The 15,277-nt window shown below is 72.0% G+C and carries 18 protein-coding genes; 8 read left to right on the top strand and 10 right to left on the bottom strand.

The window, feature by feature from the left end; genetic code table 11:
• Positions 1–3 precede the first annotated feature (3 nt).
• From ACF059_RS03585 to afsQ1, 3 genes are read right to left on the bottom strand one after another with little or no spacing between them, the layout of a single operon-like run.
• Positions 4–630, bottom strand: coding sequence for a hypothetical protein (locus tag ACF059_RS03585; RefSeq protein ID WP_366868358.1), 627 nt, complete (start codon positions 628–630; stop codon positions 4–6).
• On the bottom strand, positions 623–2,110 hold the full coding sequence (locus ACF059_RS03590; protein ID WP_392050798.1) for a sensor histidine kinase: 1,488 nt from the start codon (positions 2,108–2,110) through the stop codon (positions 623–625). Before ACF059_RS03590 ends, ACF059_RS03585 begins: the two co-directional genes overlap by 8 nt.
• Entirely contained in the window at positions 2,107–2,784 is a 678-nt protein-coding gene (gene afsQ1, locus ACF059_RS03595; RefSeq protein WP_063754818.1) for a two-component system response regulator AfsQ1, read from the bottom strand. Before afsQ1 ends, ACF059_RS03590 begins: the two co-directional genes overlap by 4 nt.
• A gap of 189 nt (positions 2,785–2,973) precedes the next feature.
• Here afsQ1 and ACF059_RS03600 point away from each other — a divergent pair, with 189 nt between their 5' ends.
• A complete protein-coding gene (locus ACF059_RS03600) occupies positions 2,974–3,708 on the top strand; it encodes a SigE family RNA polymerase sigma factor (protein WP_392050801.1) in 735 nt (244 codons plus the stop codon).
• A 142-nt stretch (positions 3,709–3,850) separates the two neighbouring features.
• Here ACF059_RS03600 and ACF059_RS03605 read toward each other — a convergent pair whose 3' ends face one another.
• Positions 3,851–4,558, bottom strand: coding sequence for a uridine kinase (locus tag ACF059_RS03605; protein WP_392053014.1), 708 nt, complete (start codon positions 4,556–4,558; stop codon positions 3,851–3,853).
• Positions 4,559–4,612: 54 nt separating this feature from the next.
• On the opposite strand from ACF059_RS03605, the gene ACF059_RS03610 reads away from it, so the two are divergent.
• Positions 4,613–4,960: a hypothetical protein gene (locus tag ACF059_RS03610; RefSeq protein WP_361943505.1), complete on the top strand. Its 348-nt coding sequence runs from the start codon at positions 4,613–4,615 to the stop codon at positions 4,958–4,960.
• A gap of 87 nt (positions 4,961–5,047) precedes the next feature.
• Here ACF059_RS03610 and ACF059_RS03615 read toward each other — a convergent pair whose 3' ends face one another.
• From ACF059_RS03615 to deoC, 3 genes are read right to left on the bottom strand one after another with little or no spacing between them, the layout of a single operon-like run.
• Complete coding sequence (locus ACF059_RS03615) at positions 5,048–5,953, bottom strand: aldehyde dehydrogenase family protein (protein ID WP_392050804.1); 906 nt, start codon at positions 5,951–5,953, stop codon at positions 5,048–5,050.
• Entirely contained in the window at positions 5,953–7,410 is a 1,458-nt protein-coding gene (locus tag ACF059_RS03620) for an aldehyde dehydrogenase family protein (RefSeq protein WP_366868320.1), read from the bottom strand. The genes ACF059_RS03615 and ACF059_RS03620 overlap by 1 nt, the downstream gene beginning before the upstream one ends.
• Positions 7,411–7,415: 5 nt before the next feature.
• Positions 7,416–8,378 (bottom strand): deoxyribose-phosphate aldolase, encoded by a 963-nt coding sequence (deoC, locus tag ACF059_RS03625; RefSeq protein WP_360897457.1) that lies wholly within the window; start codon positions 8,376–8,378, stop codon positions 7,416–7,418.
• 245 nt (positions 8,379–8,623) lie between these two features.
• Here deoC and ACF059_RS03630 point away from each other — a divergent pair, with 245 nt between their 5' ends.
• The 5 genes from ACF059_RS03630 to ACF059_RS03650 all read left to right on the top strand — a co-directional run bounded on the left by ACF059_RS03630 (position 8,624) and on the right by ACF059_RS03650 (position 11,953).
• On the top strand, positions 8,624–9,628 hold the full coding sequence (locus tag ACF059_RS03630) for a hypothetical protein (RefSeq protein WP_392050808.1): 1,005 nt from the start codon (positions 8,624–8,626) through the stop codon (positions 9,626–9,628).
• Between the two features lie 95 nt (positions 9,629–9,723).
• Positions 9,724–10,374: a class F sortase gene (locus ACF059_RS03635; RefSeq protein ID WP_392050810.1), complete on the top strand. Its 651-nt coding sequence runs from the start codon at positions 9,724–9,726 to the stop codon at positions 10,372–10,374.
• Positions 10,375–10,399: 25 nt separating this feature from the next.
• Positions 10,400–11,026, top strand: coding sequence for a PH domain-containing protein (locus ACF059_RS03640; RefSeq protein ID WP_392050812.1), 627 nt, complete (start codon positions 10,400–10,402; stop codon positions 11,024–11,026).
• 86 nt (positions 11,027–11,112) lie between these two features.
• Positions 11,113–11,691, top strand: a complete 579-nt coding sequence (locus ACF059_RS03645) for a VanZ family protein (protein ID WP_392050815.1) — start codon at positions 11,113–11,115, stop codon at positions 11,689–11,691.
• Positions 11,692–11,752: 61 nt separating this feature from the next.
• On the top strand, positions 11,753–11,953 hold the full coding sequence (locus ACF059_RS03650; RefSeq protein ID WP_361943487.1) for a PspC domain-containing protein: 201 nt from the start codon (positions 11,753–11,755) through the stop codon (positions 11,951–11,953).
• Between the two features lie 28 nt (positions 11,954–11,981).
• On the opposite strand, the gene ACF059_RS03655 is transcribed toward ACF059_RS03650, so the two are convergent.
• The 3 genes from ACF059_RS03655 to ACF059_RS03665 form a co-directional block, all read right to left on the bottom strand.
• Entirely contained in the window at positions 11,982–12,746 is a 765-nt protein-coding gene (locus tag ACF059_RS03655; protein ID WP_392050818.1) for a hypothetical protein, read from the bottom strand.
• Between the two features lie 140 nt (positions 12,747–12,886).
• Positions 12,887–13,147, bottom strand: coding sequence for a hypothetical protein (locus ACF059_RS03660; RefSeq protein ID WP_360897396.1), 261 nt, complete (start codon positions 13,145–13,147; stop codon positions 12,887–12,889).
• A gap of 139 nt (positions 13,148–13,286) precedes the next feature.
• Positions 13,287–14,435, bottom strand: a complete 1,149-nt coding sequence (locus ACF059_RS03665) for an adenosine deaminase (RefSeq protein WP_392050821.1) — start codon at positions 14,433–14,435, stop codon at positions 13,287–13,289.
• Positions 14,436–14,548: 113 nt separating this feature from the next.
• On the opposite strand from ACF059_RS03665, the gene ACF059_RS03670 reads away from it, so the two are divergent.
• Complete coding sequence (locus ACF059_RS03670; RefSeq protein ID WP_392050824.1) at positions 14,549–15,271, top strand: alpha/beta hydrolase; 723 nt, start codon at positions 14,549–14,551, stop codon at positions 15,269–15,271.
• The last annotated feature ends 6 nt before the right edge of the window (positions 15,272–15,277 follow it).

A 15,277-nucleotide genomic window follows, 5' to 3' on the forward strand; every position in this document is an offset into this window, starting at 1 on the left:
CCGTCAGGAGTTGCCCCTCGGGCGGACGATCTCGCCCAGGGTCGCCACCGACTCCGGACGGGAGCGCACCGCCTCCGTGCACTCCCACGCGCGCGGCGGGTCCTCGTCCGGGCCGCCCAGGACCACCGGGCCGCGGCCCTTGGAGACGGCCTCGTTGCCCGCCAGCGTGCACACCAGCTGGGACAGAGCCACCGGCGGCAGGTCCTCCGGCTTGCGGCTGAGGCGCACCGTACCCGCCGGGTCGCCGGAGCGCGGTGCGACCGCCGCCAGTCCGTCCGGGACGCCGGTCGTGAAGCCCGCGTCGCGTTCCTCCGCGCTCGGCGGCCGCTCCAGCGCCTCCAGCAGCGCCTGCGCGACCAGCGCCACGGGGTCGCGCAGGGCCTTCTTCTCGGGTAGCGGAATCACTCGCTCCACGCCCACCAGCTGGGATCCGCAGACCAGTTCCACGGTGGCCCGCAGGCCCTGCGCCCCGCCCTGCCCGCCGGGCTGGGCCGGGGTGTCGCAGGACACCCGGGACGGCGCCGGGCCCACGTCCACCGGCACGGTCGTCGCCCGGATCCCGCACCCCGACGTCGCGCCCAGCGCGACCGAGACGAGCGCGACCAGGACGGCCGGCCGGGCCCTACGCATCGCCGTCACCCGCGATCACCTTCCCCACGTCCACCGGCAGGCGCAGCGTGAACAGCGCACCGCCGCCCGCCACGTTCGCCGCGGTGATGTCGCCGCCGTGGATGTGCGCGTTCTCCATGGCGATCGACAGGCCGAGCCCGCTCCCGTCCGACTTCGGCCGCGACGCGCTCGCCTTGTAGAAGCGGTCGAAGACGTGCGGCAGCACCTCCTCGGGAATGCCCGGCCCGTTGTCCTGGACCGCGATCACCAGCCACTCCCCCTCCACGGCCACCGACACCCGCACGGGCGAGCCGCCGTGCTTGAGCGCGTTGCCGATCAGGTTCGCGAGGATGACGTCGAGACGGCGCGGGTCGAGCCGGGCCACGATGCCCCGCTCGGCGTCGAGTTCGACCGCGTCGAGCCAGGCGCGCGCGTCGATGCAGGCCGTGACCTGGTCGGCGACGTTCACGTCGTCCAGCACCAGCCGGGCCGTCCCCGCGTCGAAGCGGGTGACCTCCATCAGGTTCTCCACGAGGTCGTTCAGGCGCCGGGTCTCGCTGACGACCAGGGCCACCGCCGGTGCGATCATCGGATCGAGGTCGTCGACCTCCTCCTCCAGCACCTCGGACACCGCCGTCAGCGCGGTCAGCGGCGTGCGCAGTTCGTGCGACATGTCCGCGACGAAGCGCCGGCTCGCCTCCTCCCGCGCGCTCATGTCGGCGACCTTCTTCTCCAGCGCCTCCGCCGTCTTGTTGAAGGTGTGCGACAGGTCGGCGAGTTCGTCGGTCCCCGACACGTCCAGCCGGTGGTCCAGTTCGCCCTCGCCCAGGCGCCGCGCCGCGTCACCGAGGCGCTGCACGGGCTTGAGCACGGTCCTGGCCGCCGCCTGCGCGAGCAGCGCGGAGCCGAGCAGCGCGAGGCCGGTCGCGATCGTCAGCGACCAGGCGAGCGCGTTGAGGTCGTCCCGCTCCTGGGCGAGCGACTTGTACATGTAGCCGGTCGGCCCGCCGCCCACGATCCGCGTCCCGCCGACCAGGTACGGGTTGCCGCGCGGCTTCGTCCGCTGCCAGTACATGTGGTAATCGGAGTCGTGGGCCGAGGTCGTCTTCTGCCGGTCGTTCACCGCGTCCTGCAGGGACTTCGGTACGTCGGCCAGCCCGAAGGAGTCGGGGCCGGCCGCGCCGAACACCGGGCGCTCGCCCTTGCCCTCGTGGACCAGCAGCACGCTGTAGCCGGGGCTGCTGCCCGCCATCAGCTCGGCGGTGCGCTGCAGTTCCTCCGGCGTGGGGTCGCCGGGCAGGGCTGCGGCCCGGTTCTGCATCTCCTGCCGGAAGTCGCCGAGCGCGGCGTCCTGGGTACGGGTGAGGACCGCCTCGCGGTTGAGCCAGTACGCGATCCCGGACGCGGAGACCGCGGCCGTCAGGGCCACCAGCGCGAAGACGAACAGGAGCCGCAGCCGCAGGCTGGTCCAGCGCCGGCCCGCGAGCAACGCGCGGATCACTGCGGGGAGTCCAGGCGGTAGCCGACGCCCCGGACGGTACGGATCAGGGTGGGCGAGGACGGCACGTCCTCGACCTTGGCCCGCAGCCGCTGCACGCAGGCGTCGACGAGCCGCGAGTCACCGAGGTAGTCGTGCTCCCACACCAGGCGCAGCAACTGCTGGCGCGACAGCGCCTGCCCGGGCCGGCGGCTCAGTTCGAGCAGCAGCCGCAGCTCGGTCGGGGTGAGCTGGAGGTCCTCGCCGTTCTTGGTCACCGTCATGGCGGCCCGGTCGATGACGAGGGAGCCGAAGCTGGCGGAGTCGCTCGACTCGCGCTCGCCGCGGCGCAGCACGGCCCGGATGCGGGCGTCGAGGACCCGGCCCTGGACGGGTTTGACCACGTAGTCGTCGGCCCCGGACTCCAGGCCCACCACGACATCGATGTCGTCGCTGCGCGCGGTGAGCAGGATGATCGGCAGCTGGTCGGTGCGGCGGATCCTCCGGCACACCTCGAAGCCGTCGATCCCGGGCAGCATCACGTCCAGCACGATCAGATCCGGCCGCTGCTCGCGCAGCAGTTTCAGGCCGTCCTCGCCCGTCGCCGCAGTGGCCACACGGTGACCCTGGCGGGACAGGGAGAGTTCGAGGGCCGTGCGGATGGCGTCGTCGTCCTCGATCAGCAACAGGAAGGGCACGGGCTCATTCTGTCCCATCGGCCGTCCGGAGTTCGACCGTCAGAAGGACGCGATCTTTACGGAGATCTCACACGGGTCGCTGTGACAGGCCTGTGACAGTCGACGGACACCCCGGTTAAGTCCGCCGGGCAGGCTTCTGTCAACGCACAACGGACCGAAGCAGACACACTCCACGACGGGGGGCGCGAGATGAACACGCTGCACAGCACCACCACCAGCGCGATTGTCACGCGGCTGCACGATGTGAACCGCCGGGCGGGTGTCCGTACGGTGGCGGTCGCCCGTCCCCGGCCGGCCCACGTCGTAGCCATTGACGCAAACCAGTACCAGGCGGTTCCCGCACAGTCCGGTCAGCCCGGTCAGTCCGGACAGTCCGCGCCGTCCACCACCCCGTCGGCCACGTCCGAGGCGGAGTTCACGGCGTACGTCCAGGAGCGCCGGGCGGCCCTGTACGCCACGGCCTTCCACCTCACCGGCGACCGTTACGAGGCCGAGGACCTGCTGCAGAGCGCGCTGTTCTCCACGTACCGCGCCTGGGACCGGATCAGCGACAAGGCGGCCGTCGGCGGCTACCTGCGTCGCACCATGACCAACCTGCACATCAGCGCGTGGCGTCGGCGCAAGCTCAACGAGTACCCGACGGAGGAGCTGCCGGAGACGGTCTCCGACACGGACGCGATGCGCGGTACGGAGCTGCGCGCGGTGCTGTGGCAGGCGCTGGCCCGCATCCCGGAGCCGCAGCGCACGATGCTGGTGCTGCGTTACTACGAGGGCCGCACCGACCCGGAGATCGCGGAGATCCTCGGAATCAGCGTCGGCACGGTGAAGTCGAGCATCTGGCGCTCGCTGCGGCGCCTGCGGGACGACGAGGCGCTGAGCTTCGGCGCCGACGAGGCGGAGTCCTTCGAGGAGCTCGTCGCCTGACGGACCAATGGCCGGGGGGCCGTCCCGCGGGGGTGGGACGGTGGCCATGGGGGGAGAAGTGCGGGATCGGTCGGCCGGGGGTCCGACTGGTCCCGCGCTTTGGCGTGTACGGGTCCGGCGGAGCCGTCACCGCCCCGCGGCACTACGCCGGCGCGGCCGTGCGGTGGCGGCCCGCCGCGGCGGCGGCCAGGCGGCCGAGCGCCTCGTCGCGGCCGCAGGCGTGCGCGCCGAGGGCGACGTGGCGGGCCACGATGCCCCGTTCGGCGCACATCAGCCGCCAGCCCCTGCGCAGCAGGAACGGCACCGACTTGCGGCCCTCGCGCAGATCGCGGGCCAGGCGCCGCCGGAAGGTGGTCGACGGCCGCCCGCGCAGGCAGATGGCGTCGGCGAGCAGTCCCAGCTCCCGGCAGCGGGCCACGATGTCCGCGGCGAAGATCCCCTCCGCGATGAACAGCGGGGTGCGGGGGGTGCGGGTGATGTCCAGCGCCTCCGTGCCCGTGCGGGAGCTGGTCGCGATGTCGTAGACCGGGACCTCGGTGCGGCCCGTGCGGCACAGCTCGGCGATGGCCGCGACGGCGACGTCCGCGTCCCACGACGCCGGGGAGTCCCAGTCGATGTCGGAACTGCCCTCGACCGTCGGGAGGGTGGGGTCGTCGCCCTCCTTGTAGAAGTCGTCGAGTCGCAGCACGGGCAGCCCGGAGCGGGCGGCCAGCGAGGATTTTCCGGATCCCGACGGACCGGTCAGCAGGACGACGCGGGTCGGCGAAGGAGAAGAACAGCTCACGGGACACCAGTCTGAACCATTCCCCCGGGTAGGGGATCCTCCCGATGACCGGTTGGTATCCAGGATCACACCTCCACTACGCTGCGTGCGCACGCGACTACGACCTCAGGCGGGAACCCCATGGCACGTCACGCAGCCCCTTCCGTACCGAACCGGCTCCGCAGCGCGGGCCTGACGGTCTCGATGGCCGGCGCGGCCCTGGCGCTCGCCGCCGGCGGTGCGCAGGCCGGTGAGCTCGATGTCCCGGCGGCCCTCGCGGGCGTCACGGACCCGATCGCGAACCTGAAGGTCAATCCGCTGGCCCACACCGGCGTGGACCCGCTCGACAACGGCGTGGGCACCAAGGTCGCGGACTTCCCCGCGGTCGGCACCGGCATGGTCACGGGCGTCCTGACCCAGGGGCCGTCGGTCCGCGAACTGCCCACCGCCGCGGTCACCTCACTGCTCGGGCCGGTGCTCCCCCGGTAGCAGCGGACATGAGAAGGCCCCGACAGCGCGGGGGGACGGCTGTCGGGGCCGGTCTCTGGAGGGCGCTTCGCGCCCCCTCGGGGGGTCCTAGTACGAGGACCCGCCCGCGCCCAGCGAACCCGTGGGGTGCCAGACGGTCTTCGTCTCCAGGAACGCCGTCATGCGGGACGTGCCCGGGTCGGCGGTCCAGTCGTCCACAGGCTGTGGACGCAGGACGCGCTTGAGGTTGTCCGCCGCGGCGATCTCCAGCTCCTTGGCCAGCGCGCTGTCGGCGCCCGCCAGGTCGATCGCGTTGACGTCCTGGTGGGACGCGAGGTGCGGCCCCATCTCGGAGGCCTTGCCGGACAGGATGTTGACCACGCCGCCGGGCAGGTCGGAGGTGGCCAGCACCTCGCCCAGGGAGAGGGCGGGCAGCGGGGCCCTCTCGCTCGCGACGACCACGGCCGTGTTGCCGGTCGCGATCACCGGGGCGATCACGGAGATCAGGCCCAGGAAGGACGAGTCCTGCGGGGCGACGACCGTGACGACACCGGTCGGCTCGGGGGTGGAGAGGTTGAAGAACGGGCCCGCGACCGGGTTGGCCCCGCCCACGATCTGGCCGATCTTGTCGGTCCAGCCCGCGTACCAGACCCAGCGGTCGATGGCCGCGTCGACGACGGCGCCGGCCTTGGACTTGGACAGGCCCTCGGCCTCGCCGACCTCGCGGACGAACTGCTCGCGGCGGCCCTCCAGCATCTCGGCGATGCGGTAGAGGATCTGGCCGCGGTTGTAGGCGGTCGCGCCCGACCAGCCGCCGAAGGCCTTGCGGGCCGCGACGACCGCGTCCCGGGCGTCCTTGCGCGAGGACAGCGGCGCGTTGGCCAGCCAGTTGCCCTTGGAGTCCGTCACCTCGTACACCCGGCCGCTCTCGGAGCGGGGGAACTTGCCCCCGACGTACAGCTTGTAGGTCTTGAAGACGTTCAGACGCGTGGTCGTCGACTCGACGGTTCCCATTAGCGCTCACCCTTCGGGTTCGACGGGGCGAGGTAGCCCTCCAGGCCGTGGCGACCGCCCTCGCGGCCGAAGCCCGACTCCTTGTACCCGCCGAAGGGCGAGGTCGGGTCGAACTTGTTGAACGTGTTGGCCCACACCACACCCGCGCGGAGCTGGTTCGCGACCGCGAGGATGCGCGAGCCCTTCTCCGTCCAGATGCCGGCGGACAGGCCGTACTGGCTGTTGTTGGCCTTGGCCACGGCCTCGTCGGGCGTGCGGAAGGTCAGCACGGACAGCACCGGGCCGAAGATCTCGTCGCGGGCGACGGTGTGCGCCTGGGTGACGTTCGTGAAGAGCGTCGGGGCGAACCAGTAGCCGGCGGACGGCAGCTCGCACGCCGGGGACCAGCGCTCGGCGCCCTCGGCCTCGCCGGTCTCGGCGAGCGCGGTGATGCGGGCGAGCTGCTCGGCGGAGTTGATCGCACCGATGTCGGTGTTCTTGTCGAGCGGGTCACCGAGGCGCAGCGTGGAGAGGCGGCGCTTGAGCGAGTCCAGCAGCTCGTCGTGGATCGACTCCTGGACCAGCAGGCGCGAGCCCGCGCAGCAGACCTGGCCCTGGTTGAAGAAGATGCCGGTGACGATGCCCTCGACGGCCTGGTCGATGGGCGCGTCGTCGAAGACGATGTTGGCGCCCTTGCCGCCCAGCTCCAGCGTGACCTTCTTGTCGGTGCCGGCGACCTGGCGGGCGATGGCCTTGCCGACCGCCGTCGAGCCGGTGAAGGCGACCTTGTCGACGTCCGGGTGCTCGACGAGGGCCGCGCCCGCGTCGCCGTAGCCGGTGAGGATGTTGACGACGCCCTTGGGCAGGCCCGCCTGGCGGCAGATGTCCGCGAAGAACAGGGCGGAGAGCGGGGTCGTCTCGGCGGGCTTGAGCACGACCGTGTTGCCGGTGGCGAGCGCCGGGGCGATCTTCCACGCGAGCATCAGGAGCGGGAAGTTCCAGGGGATGACCTGGCCGGCCACGCCGAGCGGGCGCGGGTTCGGGCCGTAGCCCGCGTGGTCGAGCTTGTCGGCCCAGCCCGCGTAGTAGAAGAAGTGCGCGGCGACCAGCGGGAGGTCCGCGTCGCGGGTCTCCCTGATCGGCTTGCCGTTGTCCAGGGTCTCCAGGACGGCCAGCTCGCGGCTGCGCTCCTGGATGATCCGGGCGATGCGGAAGAGGTACTTGGCGCGCTCGGAGCCCGGCAGCGCGGACCACTTCTCGAAGGCCTTGCGGGCGGCCCGGACGGCGCGGTCCACGTCGGCGGCGCCCGCCTGGGCGACCTCGGCCAGGACTTCCTCGGACGACGGGGAGACGGTCTTGAAGACCTTGCCGTCGGCGGCCTCGGTGAACTCGCCGTCGATGAAGAGCCCGTAGGAGGGGGCGATGTCGACGACCGAGCGGGACTCGGGAGCCGGTGCGTACTCGAAGAGGGATGCCATGGTGATCAGTCCACCGTCACGTAGTCGGGACCGGAGTAACGGCCGGTGCTCAGCTTCTGGCGCTGCATCAACAGGTCGTTGAGCAGGCTGGAGGCTCCGAAGCGGAACCAGTGGTTGCTCAGCCAGTCCTCGCCCACGGTCTCGTTGACCAGGACCAGGAACTTGATCGCGTCCTTGGTGGTGCGGATGCCGCCGGCCGGCTTCACGCCGATCTGGATTCCAGTCTGCGCCTTGAAGTCGCGGACGGCTTCGAGCATGAGCAGCGTGTTCGCCGGGGTGGCGTTGACGCCCACCTTGCCGGTCGAGGTCTTGATGAAGTCGGCGCCCGCGAGCATGCCGATCCAGGAGGCGCGGCGGATGTTGTCGTAGGTCGACAGCTCGCCGGTCTCGAAGATGACCTTCAGGCGGGCGGCGCTGCCGTCCTCACGGACGCAGGCCTCCTTGATCGCCTTGATCAGCTCGTAGGTCTCCAGGTAGCGGCCGGCGAGGAAGGCTCCACGGTCGATGACCATGTCGATCTCGTCGGCGCCGGCGGCGACGGCGTCGCGGGTGTCCGCGAGCTTCACGGGCAGGGCGGCGCGGCCCGCCGGGAAGGCGGTGGCGACGGAGGCGACCTTGACGTCGGCGCCGTTCAGCGCGGCCTTCGCGGTGGCCACCATGTCGGGATAGACGCAGACGGCGGCCGTCATCGGGGTCGTGCGGTCGGTCGGATCGGGGTGGACGGCCTTGGCGGAGAGCGCCCGGACCTTGCCCGGGGTGTCCGCGCCTTCCAGCGTCGTCAGGTCGATCATCGAGATGGCCAGGTCGATGGCGTACGCCTTGGCCGTCGTCTTGATCGAACGGGTGCCGAGGGAGGCCGCGCGGGCCTCCAGGCCGACTGCGTCTACGCCGGGCAGCCCGTGCAGGAAGCGGCGCAGCGCACTGTCGGACGTCGTCACGTCAGCGAATGCGGTGAGGGTGGTGGGCATGGTCACCAGATGAGCATATCTACGCGCGTAGCGACCTGTCACCCCCCTCGCTCGATCCGGTGCGGAATCGACACCTCCGATGGCCGTTACACGTCCATGACAGGAGGGCGATCATCCACGGGCACAAGATCAATAGATTTCTTCCCAGCAGCCCGCCAGAAGCTCATCCGGACGAAATCCCGACAGAGAAAAACGCGGCATGCGGCTCTCCTCCCCCTTCCGAGACCTGCTGTCCAGGAGTCGTTATGCGTACCGCCCTCCGTGCCTCCCTCGCCGCCGCCCTCCTCGCCGGTGCGCTCCTCGCCCCCGCCGCGGGCGCCGCGTACGCCGCCACCTCGACCGTGACCGCCACTGCCGCCCCGCAGTCCGCGCCGGTCGCCCCGGAGACCGACCCCGACCGCTTCACCGGGACGCCGGTCTACATCGGTGAGGGCCTGGTCGCGGTGCTGCGCAACAAGGCGGAGGGTCCGGAGGCCTGGATCCGCGCCGTCGGGCCGGACTGGAAGCCGGGCGACCACTACATGTTCCGGGTGCTGGCCACGCTGAGCCGCATGAACCTCACGCAGACGGTGAACGGCCTGGAGCTGGAGCTCGTCAAGGGGAACACCACCGCCCCGGTCCTCACGGTCACCGAGGACGGCGCCACCAGGTCCTTCCCGCTGCCGGTGGCCGGCGGGGGCGGCGACCAGGGCGCCGCGTGCGTCTCCGGCACCGTCCGGCTCGCCCTCGGCGGCGGCCTGCTCGGCGACCTGCGCACCACCCCCGACGGGCCGGAGGTGCAGCTGGTCGACGGCGCGACCGGGAACGCGTACAAGCAGCTCACCCGCACCAGCCCCGCCCTGGAGAAGGGCGACCGCACCGGGGCCCGCATCGTGAACCCCGGCTCGGCCGAGCCGCAGCTGCGCTACGACACCCCCGGCGGGCAGTCCCCCGTGGAGACCGCGCGCTTCCCGGAGCTGCCCGAGGGGTGCAGGTTCACCTACGCCTTCAAGGACGAGGCCCCGGCCGCGCAGCCGACCGCCGAGCCGACCGCCGCGCCCACCGCCTCCACCGTCCCCAGCGCCCCGAAGGCGCAGACGGCCGGTCAGACCACCGTCGTCCCCCGGGGCGGGGTCGCCGCGGGCGCCGAGCTCCCCGCCGAGGACCGTGACGACACCACGACCGCCCTCGCCGGCACCGGCCTCGTCGCGATCTTCGCGGGCCTCGGAGCGGCCCTGCTGCTGCGCCGCCGCCCCGGCGCCCAGCGCTGACGCCGACGCCGCCCGCGCCTTCCCGTCCGACCCCCGGCGGGCCCCCTTCGCGGTGGCCCGCCGGGCCCGTTCCCGTTCCCGTTCCCGGAGCACCCATGGCCCCCCGCGTACGCCCCCTGCTCGCCGCCGCCCTGCTCGCGGCCGCCCTGACCGGCTGCGACGGGACCGCGGGCCCCGTCCCGCCCGCGGATCCGGCCACCGCCACGTCCCCCACGCCGGCCCCCGTCCGGTCCGCCGCCCCGCCCGCCGTCACGCCCACGACCGCGCCGGCCCCGCCCGTACCGGCCGCGCCGCTGCCCGCCGCCGCGCCCGTGCGCGTACGGATCTCGGCGGCCGGGGTGGACACCTCCCCGGTGCTGCGGCTGGGGCTGACCGGCGACGGCGCCGTCGAGGTGCCCTCGGTGGCCGACGGGGACAAGATCGGCTGGTACACCAAGGGCGTGACGCCCGGTGAGACCGGTCCCGCGGTGCTGATCGGCCACTTCGACACCGCCCGCGGCCCGGCCGTACTCAAGGACGTCTCCCGCGTGCGCACCGGCGCGGAGATCGCGGTGTCCCGCGCGGACGGCACCACGGCCGTCTTCCGCGTCCGCGAGCTGGAGCAGGTGGCGAAGAAGGACTTCCCCACGGCCAAGGTGTACGGGGACACCGCCCGCCCCGAGCTGCGCGTCATCACCTGCGGCGGCGAGATCAGGGACGGCCACCGGCCGGACAACATCATCTTGTACGCCGATCTCGTGGGCTGAGACGGCGTGGGGCAGAATCGACCCCATGAGCAGCCAGCAGCAGCCGACCGATGAGCCGGTCTACGACGACCGCGTCTACCGCTCCTCCATGGGCGTCGTCTCGGGGGTACTGCTGCTCGCGCTGGCCGCCTGGCTCTGCGGCGACGCCCTGGTGCGGGGCTCCGGTGACACCCCGTGGATCGCGCTGGCGACGGCGCTGCTCGCCGTACCGCTGATCGTGGCCTTCACCATCCGGCCCGCCGTCTTCGCCAACGACGACCGCATGCGCGTGCGCAACCCCTTCCGGATCATCGAGCTGCCCTGGGCGGCCGTGGACGCGGTCCGCGCCGGGTACTCGGCGGAGGTGCTGGCCGAGGGCTCGAAGTACCAGCTGTGGTCGGTGCCCGTCTCGCTGCGGGAGCGCAAGAAGGCGAACCGGCAGCGGCTGAAGGCCAACCGGAGCCAGAGCGCCCCGGGCGAGCGGCGGGTCGCCCCGCCGGAGCCGCAGCGGGCCAGCGCGGACCGGATCGTGGACCAGCTCCAGGAACTGGCCGAGCGCGGCGCCTCGCGGGCCGGCGCCCAGGGCAGCGTCCGCGTGCGCTGGTCGTACGAGATCATCGCGCCCGCCCTGATCGGCGCGCTGCTCCTGATCGTGCTGCTCTCCACCCGCTGACCTGGGCCGTCCTCGCGTCGAGTGCGCCCCGCCACACCGCCCGCACGGGCGGAACCAGCGCTACCGGGTGCTGCGTCCTCGCAGGTGTGCAGCGCAATGAGGCCGGCGGAAGCGCCGCCACCGCCACCGCCGTCCACCTTCGTCTGCGACTCATGGCCGGGGCCATGCTGGTCGCCCATCTCCTGGTCGTCGGGTGGCTGACTCTGCGGCCGCTCGACGTGCCCTGGGCCGCCGCGGCCAATCTGACTCCCCTGGAGGGGATCCGGACCGACCTCGCCCAGGGGCCGCTGGAGGCCGTCCGGCGCATCGGCGAGGGTCTGGCTCTGCTGGCCCCGCTCGGGGTGCTGCTGCCGATGGTCAGCGGGCGGCTCGCCCTGTCGAGGCTGTCCGCGTGGTCCTCGCTGGCCCGGACCGCCGCCGCGGGCGCGCTGGTGTCGCTGAGCATCGCGATGCTCCAGACCGGCGTGCCGGGCCAGGTCGTGGACGTGGACTCGGTGCTGCTGAACACGCTCGGCGTGCTGCTCGCGCACGCGGCCGTCGTCCCGGCCCTGCGGGCCCGGCTGCGGCGTTCACGTGCGGCTTATCAGGGGAGCACCCCGAGGATTCCCAGGGTCGGGCTCGGCCCGTGGACCGACGTTCTCTCGGCGGTCCAGCGGGAGTATTGAGATATCGCGAGGCCGTGCAGGTCTTACCGGCGATGTCCGATTCCCGATGAAGGAGAACCTCATGAGCGCCATGGTCCGCCCCCGTGACGGCCGCTGGATCGGTGGAGTCTGCGCCGGACTGGCCAAGCGGTTCGGCATCTCCGCGAACACGATGCGTGCCATTTTCGTCGTCTCGTGCCTGCTGCCCGGCCCGCAGTTCCTGATCTACATAGCCCTGTGGGTGCTGCTGCCGAACGAGAAGCCCGTCTCCACGGCCTGGTGAACGGGGCCGCCCCGCGGAGGGCGGCCGGTCAGCCGGCCTTGCGGACCTTGTCCAGCTGCTTGTCGGTGACCTCCTGCGGCACCCGGGTCTTCTGGTCGGCCGCCGCCACGTTGAGGGCCATCAGCCGCACGACGGTGTCGCCCTCGCGCACGACGACCAGGTGGACGGGGGCCGAGACGCCCTCGGCGACCGCCGTCGTGGTCCAGCTGACGCTCTCGTCGCCGGCCGTGCGGTAGTCGGTGGCCCGCACCTCGCGGTAGCTGCCGGTCTGCTTCTCGACGGTGGCCGAGAAGCCCGAACCACAGGCGGCGACGGCCTTCTTGAGCCGGGACATCAGCGTCTTGGCGTCGCTCTCGGCGTAGGAGCTGACGGAGGCGGAGACGGCGAGCCCCACCTGCTTCTGGGAGCCGACGCCGCGGTTGACGGTCTCGCGCGCGGCCGGGTCCGGCTTGTCGCCCATGATGTCGGCCAGGGGCTGGCAGGCCTTCTTGTCCGCCTGCGGCTGCCCGTCGGGGGCGTTGGGGTTCTTGCCCTGGGCGGAGATCTGGTAGCCGGGCAGGTCGCCCTGTTCCAGCGCGGACCGCTCCAGCCTGCTGCCGCCGGTCTTCGGCGCGGCCGACCCGGATGATCCGGAGGCCGCCGGGGCGCCGGGCACGCCGGAGGCCCGGTCCGCGGAGCCCTGCGGGTCCGGGTCCTTGCCGCTGGCGGGGGTGTCCGCACCGCCGCATCCCACGGCCGCGCACAGCAGGGCGGGGACCAGCGCGACCATCGTCGCTCGTACCTTCATGCGCATGACCGAGAACCTCATACCCAGTGCTGTAGCGGCAGTTGGTCGTGATCGTGGCACACGGCACGACGTGGCGCCCACCCGTTCGAAGGGGTGTGCGCCACGTGTGCACGCGTACGTTTTTCCCGTACGAGGTCGCGTACGGATCAGCCGCCGAGGTTGCTCAGCGGCAGACCGCCGACCAGGCTGGTCACCGGGGCGAGGGCGGCGGCCGGGTCGCTCGACTCCTGGCCGTCCTGGCTCACCTGCTGCTGGCTGGTGACGCCCTGGAGGGCGCCCGTGGCCTGGCCGAGCACGTCGGTGACTCCGATGGCGGGGACGGCGGCCGAAGCGGTACCGGCGGCGACGGCGGCAAAGGCGGCACCCAGAACGGCGACACCGAGGGTCTTGGCAGCTGACTGCTTCATGAAAACGTGTCCTTGCGACGGGGAATTGAGCGGCTCCGCAAACTAGTCACTTCAAACCCCCGCCCGCAAACATCATTAAATACGAGAAAGCGTCCGGGAATTGCCTCTCCCGGACGCTTTCCGTACGCGATGCTTTGGCCTAGGCCGAAACAGAACCGCTGGTCGAAGCGGTCTGCTGGAACAGCCACTCCGACTTCAGCTCCGCATAACCGGGCTTGATGACCTCGTTGATCATGGCCAGTCGTTCATCGAAAGGAATGAACGCGGACTTCATCGCATTGACGGTGAACCACTGCATGTCGTCCAGCGTGTAGCCGAAGGTGTCCACCAGGTGCTCGAACTCGCGGCTCATGCTGGTACCGCTCATCAGGCGGTTGTCCGTGTTGACCGTGAGCCTGAAGTGCAGCTTGCGCAGCAGACCGATCGGGTGCTCGGCGTACGAGGCGGCAGCGGCGGTCTGCAGGTTCGAGGTCGGGCACATCTCCAGGGGGATGCGCTTGTCCCGGACGTACGAGGCCAGGCGGCCCAGCTTCACCGAACCGTCGGCCGCGACCTCGATGTCGTCAATGATCTTCACACCGTGGCCGAGGCGGTCGGCGCCGCACCACTGCAGGGCCTGCCAGATCGACGGCAGGCCGAAGGCCTCGCCCGCGTGGATGGTGAAGTGGTTGTTCTCGCGCTTGAGGTACTCGAAGGCGTCGAGGTGGCGGGTGGGAGGGAAACCGGCCTCGGCGCCGGCGATGTCGAAGCCGACCACGCCGTTGTCGCGGTAGCGGTTGGCCAGCTCCGCGATCTCCAGGGCGCGGGCGGCGTGGCGCATCGCGGTCAGCAGGGCGCCGACGCGGATGCGGTTGCCGTTGGTCCGCGCGCGGCGCTCGCCCTCGCGGAAGCCCTCGTTGACCGCCTCGACGACCTCTTCGAGGGTCAGGCCGCCTTCGAGGTGCTGCTCGGGCGCGTAGCGGATCTCGGCGTACACCACGCCGTCCTCGGCCAGGTCCTGGGCGCACTCGGAGGCCACGCGGAAGAGGGCCTCCTTGCTCTGCATGACGGCGCAGGTGTGCGCGAACGTCTCCAGGTAGCGCGGGAGGGAGCCGGAGTCGGCGGCTTCGCGGAACCAGACGCCGAGCTTGTCGGCCTCGGTCTCGGGAAGGCTCTCGTAGCCGGCCTTGTGCGCCAGCTCGATGATGGTCCCGGGACGCAGTCCACCGTCGAGGTGGTCGTGCAGGAGCACCTTCGGGGAGCGGCGGATCTGATCCGGGGTGGGCAGGTTGGGGGTCTCGCTCGTCATCTGCGCACTCTAACTCCTACGCGCGTAGAGCGGGCGCCGGCCGCGAGCGCCGATATGTAACAGAGACCGCACGGACCCATGGCGTACACCTCCGGGTCTGAGACTGTTCCGCCATGGCACAGCATGCGCCGCCGGCGCGCGGGGCCCGCCTGGGGCGGGCGGTCGGCGCGAACGGCTCGGTATCGACGGTCAGTGGTGTGGTGCTCCTGCTCCCCGGGGCGTCCCGGTGGTCCCCCGGCCCGGTGCGCCCGCTCGCGCGGGCGCTGGCCCGGGCCGGAGGGACGGACGGGCTGGTCACGCACCACGTCATCCACGGCGGGGACGCTTCCCGCGAGGAGGAGGCGGGGTGGGCGGCGGACGAGGCGGTACGGCGGTACGGGGACGTGCCGGTGTGCCTGGCCGGCTTCGGCGCGGGGGGCCTGGCCGCACTGCGGGCGGCGGGCCACACCGCCGTCAACTCGGTCGTGGCATTGGCTCCTTGCCTGGAGGAGCGGGGTACGGCGGACTCCCCTGAACCGGTGAAACAGCTGTCGGGACGGCAGGTGCTGATCGTGCACGGCACCAACGACGCGCGCAGCGACCCGGAGTCCTCCTTCCGGCTGGCGGCGCGGGCGAAGAAGGCGAATCGTTCGACCTGCCGGTTCGAGGTGCATTCGGACGGGCACCGGCTGCGCGAGCACCAGGCGGAAGTGGTGGCGCTGTCGGTCGACTTCGTCATGGGGGCGGTGTTCTCGGGCCGGTACTCGCGGCCGGTGACGGACGCCCTGGCCGCGCCGCCGCCGCTCGGCCTGCGGATGCCCCTGGCCTCCGGCTTCGGCAGGTCGCTGCGCGGGTGAGTCCCG

The sequence above is a fragment of the Streptomyces sp. NPDC016562 genome (assembly GCF_043076955.1).
Taxonomy (GTDB): domain Bacteria; phylum Actinomycetota; class Actinomycetes; order Streptomycetales; family Streptomycetaceae; genus Streptomyces.

Excerpts from the sequence above, each read along its gene's own strand:
- ACF059_RS03650 (WP_361943487.1), top strand. The coding sequence starts at position 11,753 with ATGAGCGCCATGGTCCGCCCCCGTGACGGCCGCTGGATCGGTGGAGTC.
- ACF059_RS03600 (WP_392050801.1), top strand. The coding sequence starts at position 2,974 with ATGAACACGCTGCACAGCACCACCACCAGCGCGATTGTCACGCGGCTG.
- ACF059_RS03655 (WP_392050818.1), bottom strand. The coding sequence starts at position 12,746 with ATGCGCATGAAGGTACGAGCGACGATGGTCGCGCTGGTCCCCGCCCTG.
- ACF059_RS03630 (WP_392050808.1), top strand. The coding sequence starts at position 8,624 with ATGCGTACCGCCCTCCGTGCCTCCCTCGCCGCCGCCCTCCTCGCCGGT.
- deoC (WP_360897457.1), bottom strand. The coding sequence starts at position 8,378 with ATGCCCACCACCCTCACCGCATTCGCTGACGTGACGACGTCCGACAGT.
- ACF059_RS03585 (WP_366868358.1), bottom strand. The coding sequence starts at position 630 with ATGCGTAGGGCCCGGCCGGCCGTCCTGGTCGCGCTCGTCTCGGTCGCG.
- ACF059_RS03620 (WP_366868320.1), bottom strand. The coding sequence starts at position 7,410 with ATGGCATCCCTCTTCGAGTACGCACCGGCTCCCGAGTCCCGCTCGGTC.
- ACF059_RS03665 (WP_392050821.1), bottom strand. The coding sequence starts at position 14,435 with ATGACGAGCGAGACCCCCAACCTGCCCACCCCGGATCAGATCCGCCGC.
- ACF059_RS03635 (WP_392050810.1), top strand. The coding sequence starts at position 9,724 with ATGGCCCCCCGCGTACGCCCCCTGCTCGCCGCCGCCCTGCTCGCGGCC.
- ACF059_RS03670 (WP_392050824.1), top strand. The coding sequence starts at position 14,549 with ATGGCACAGCATGCGCCGCCGGCGCGCGGGGCCCGCCTGGGGCGGGCG.
- ACF059_RS03660 (WP_360897396.1), bottom strand. The coding sequence starts at position 13,147 with ATGAAGCAGTCAGCTGCCAAGACCCTCGGTGTCGCCGTTCTGGGTGCC.
- ACF059_RS03610 (WP_361943505.1), top strand. The coding sequence starts at position 4,613 with ATGGCACGTCACGCAGCCCCTTCCGTACCGAACCGGCTCCGCAGCGCG.
- ACF059_RS03640 (WP_392050812.1), top strand. The coding sequence starts at position 10,400 with ATGAGCAGCCAGCAGCAGCCGACCGATGAGCCGGTCTACGACGACCGC.
- ACF059_RS03615 (WP_392050804.1), bottom strand. The coding sequence starts at position 5,953 with ATGGGAACCGTCGAGTCGACGACCACGCGTCTGAACGTCTTCAAGACC.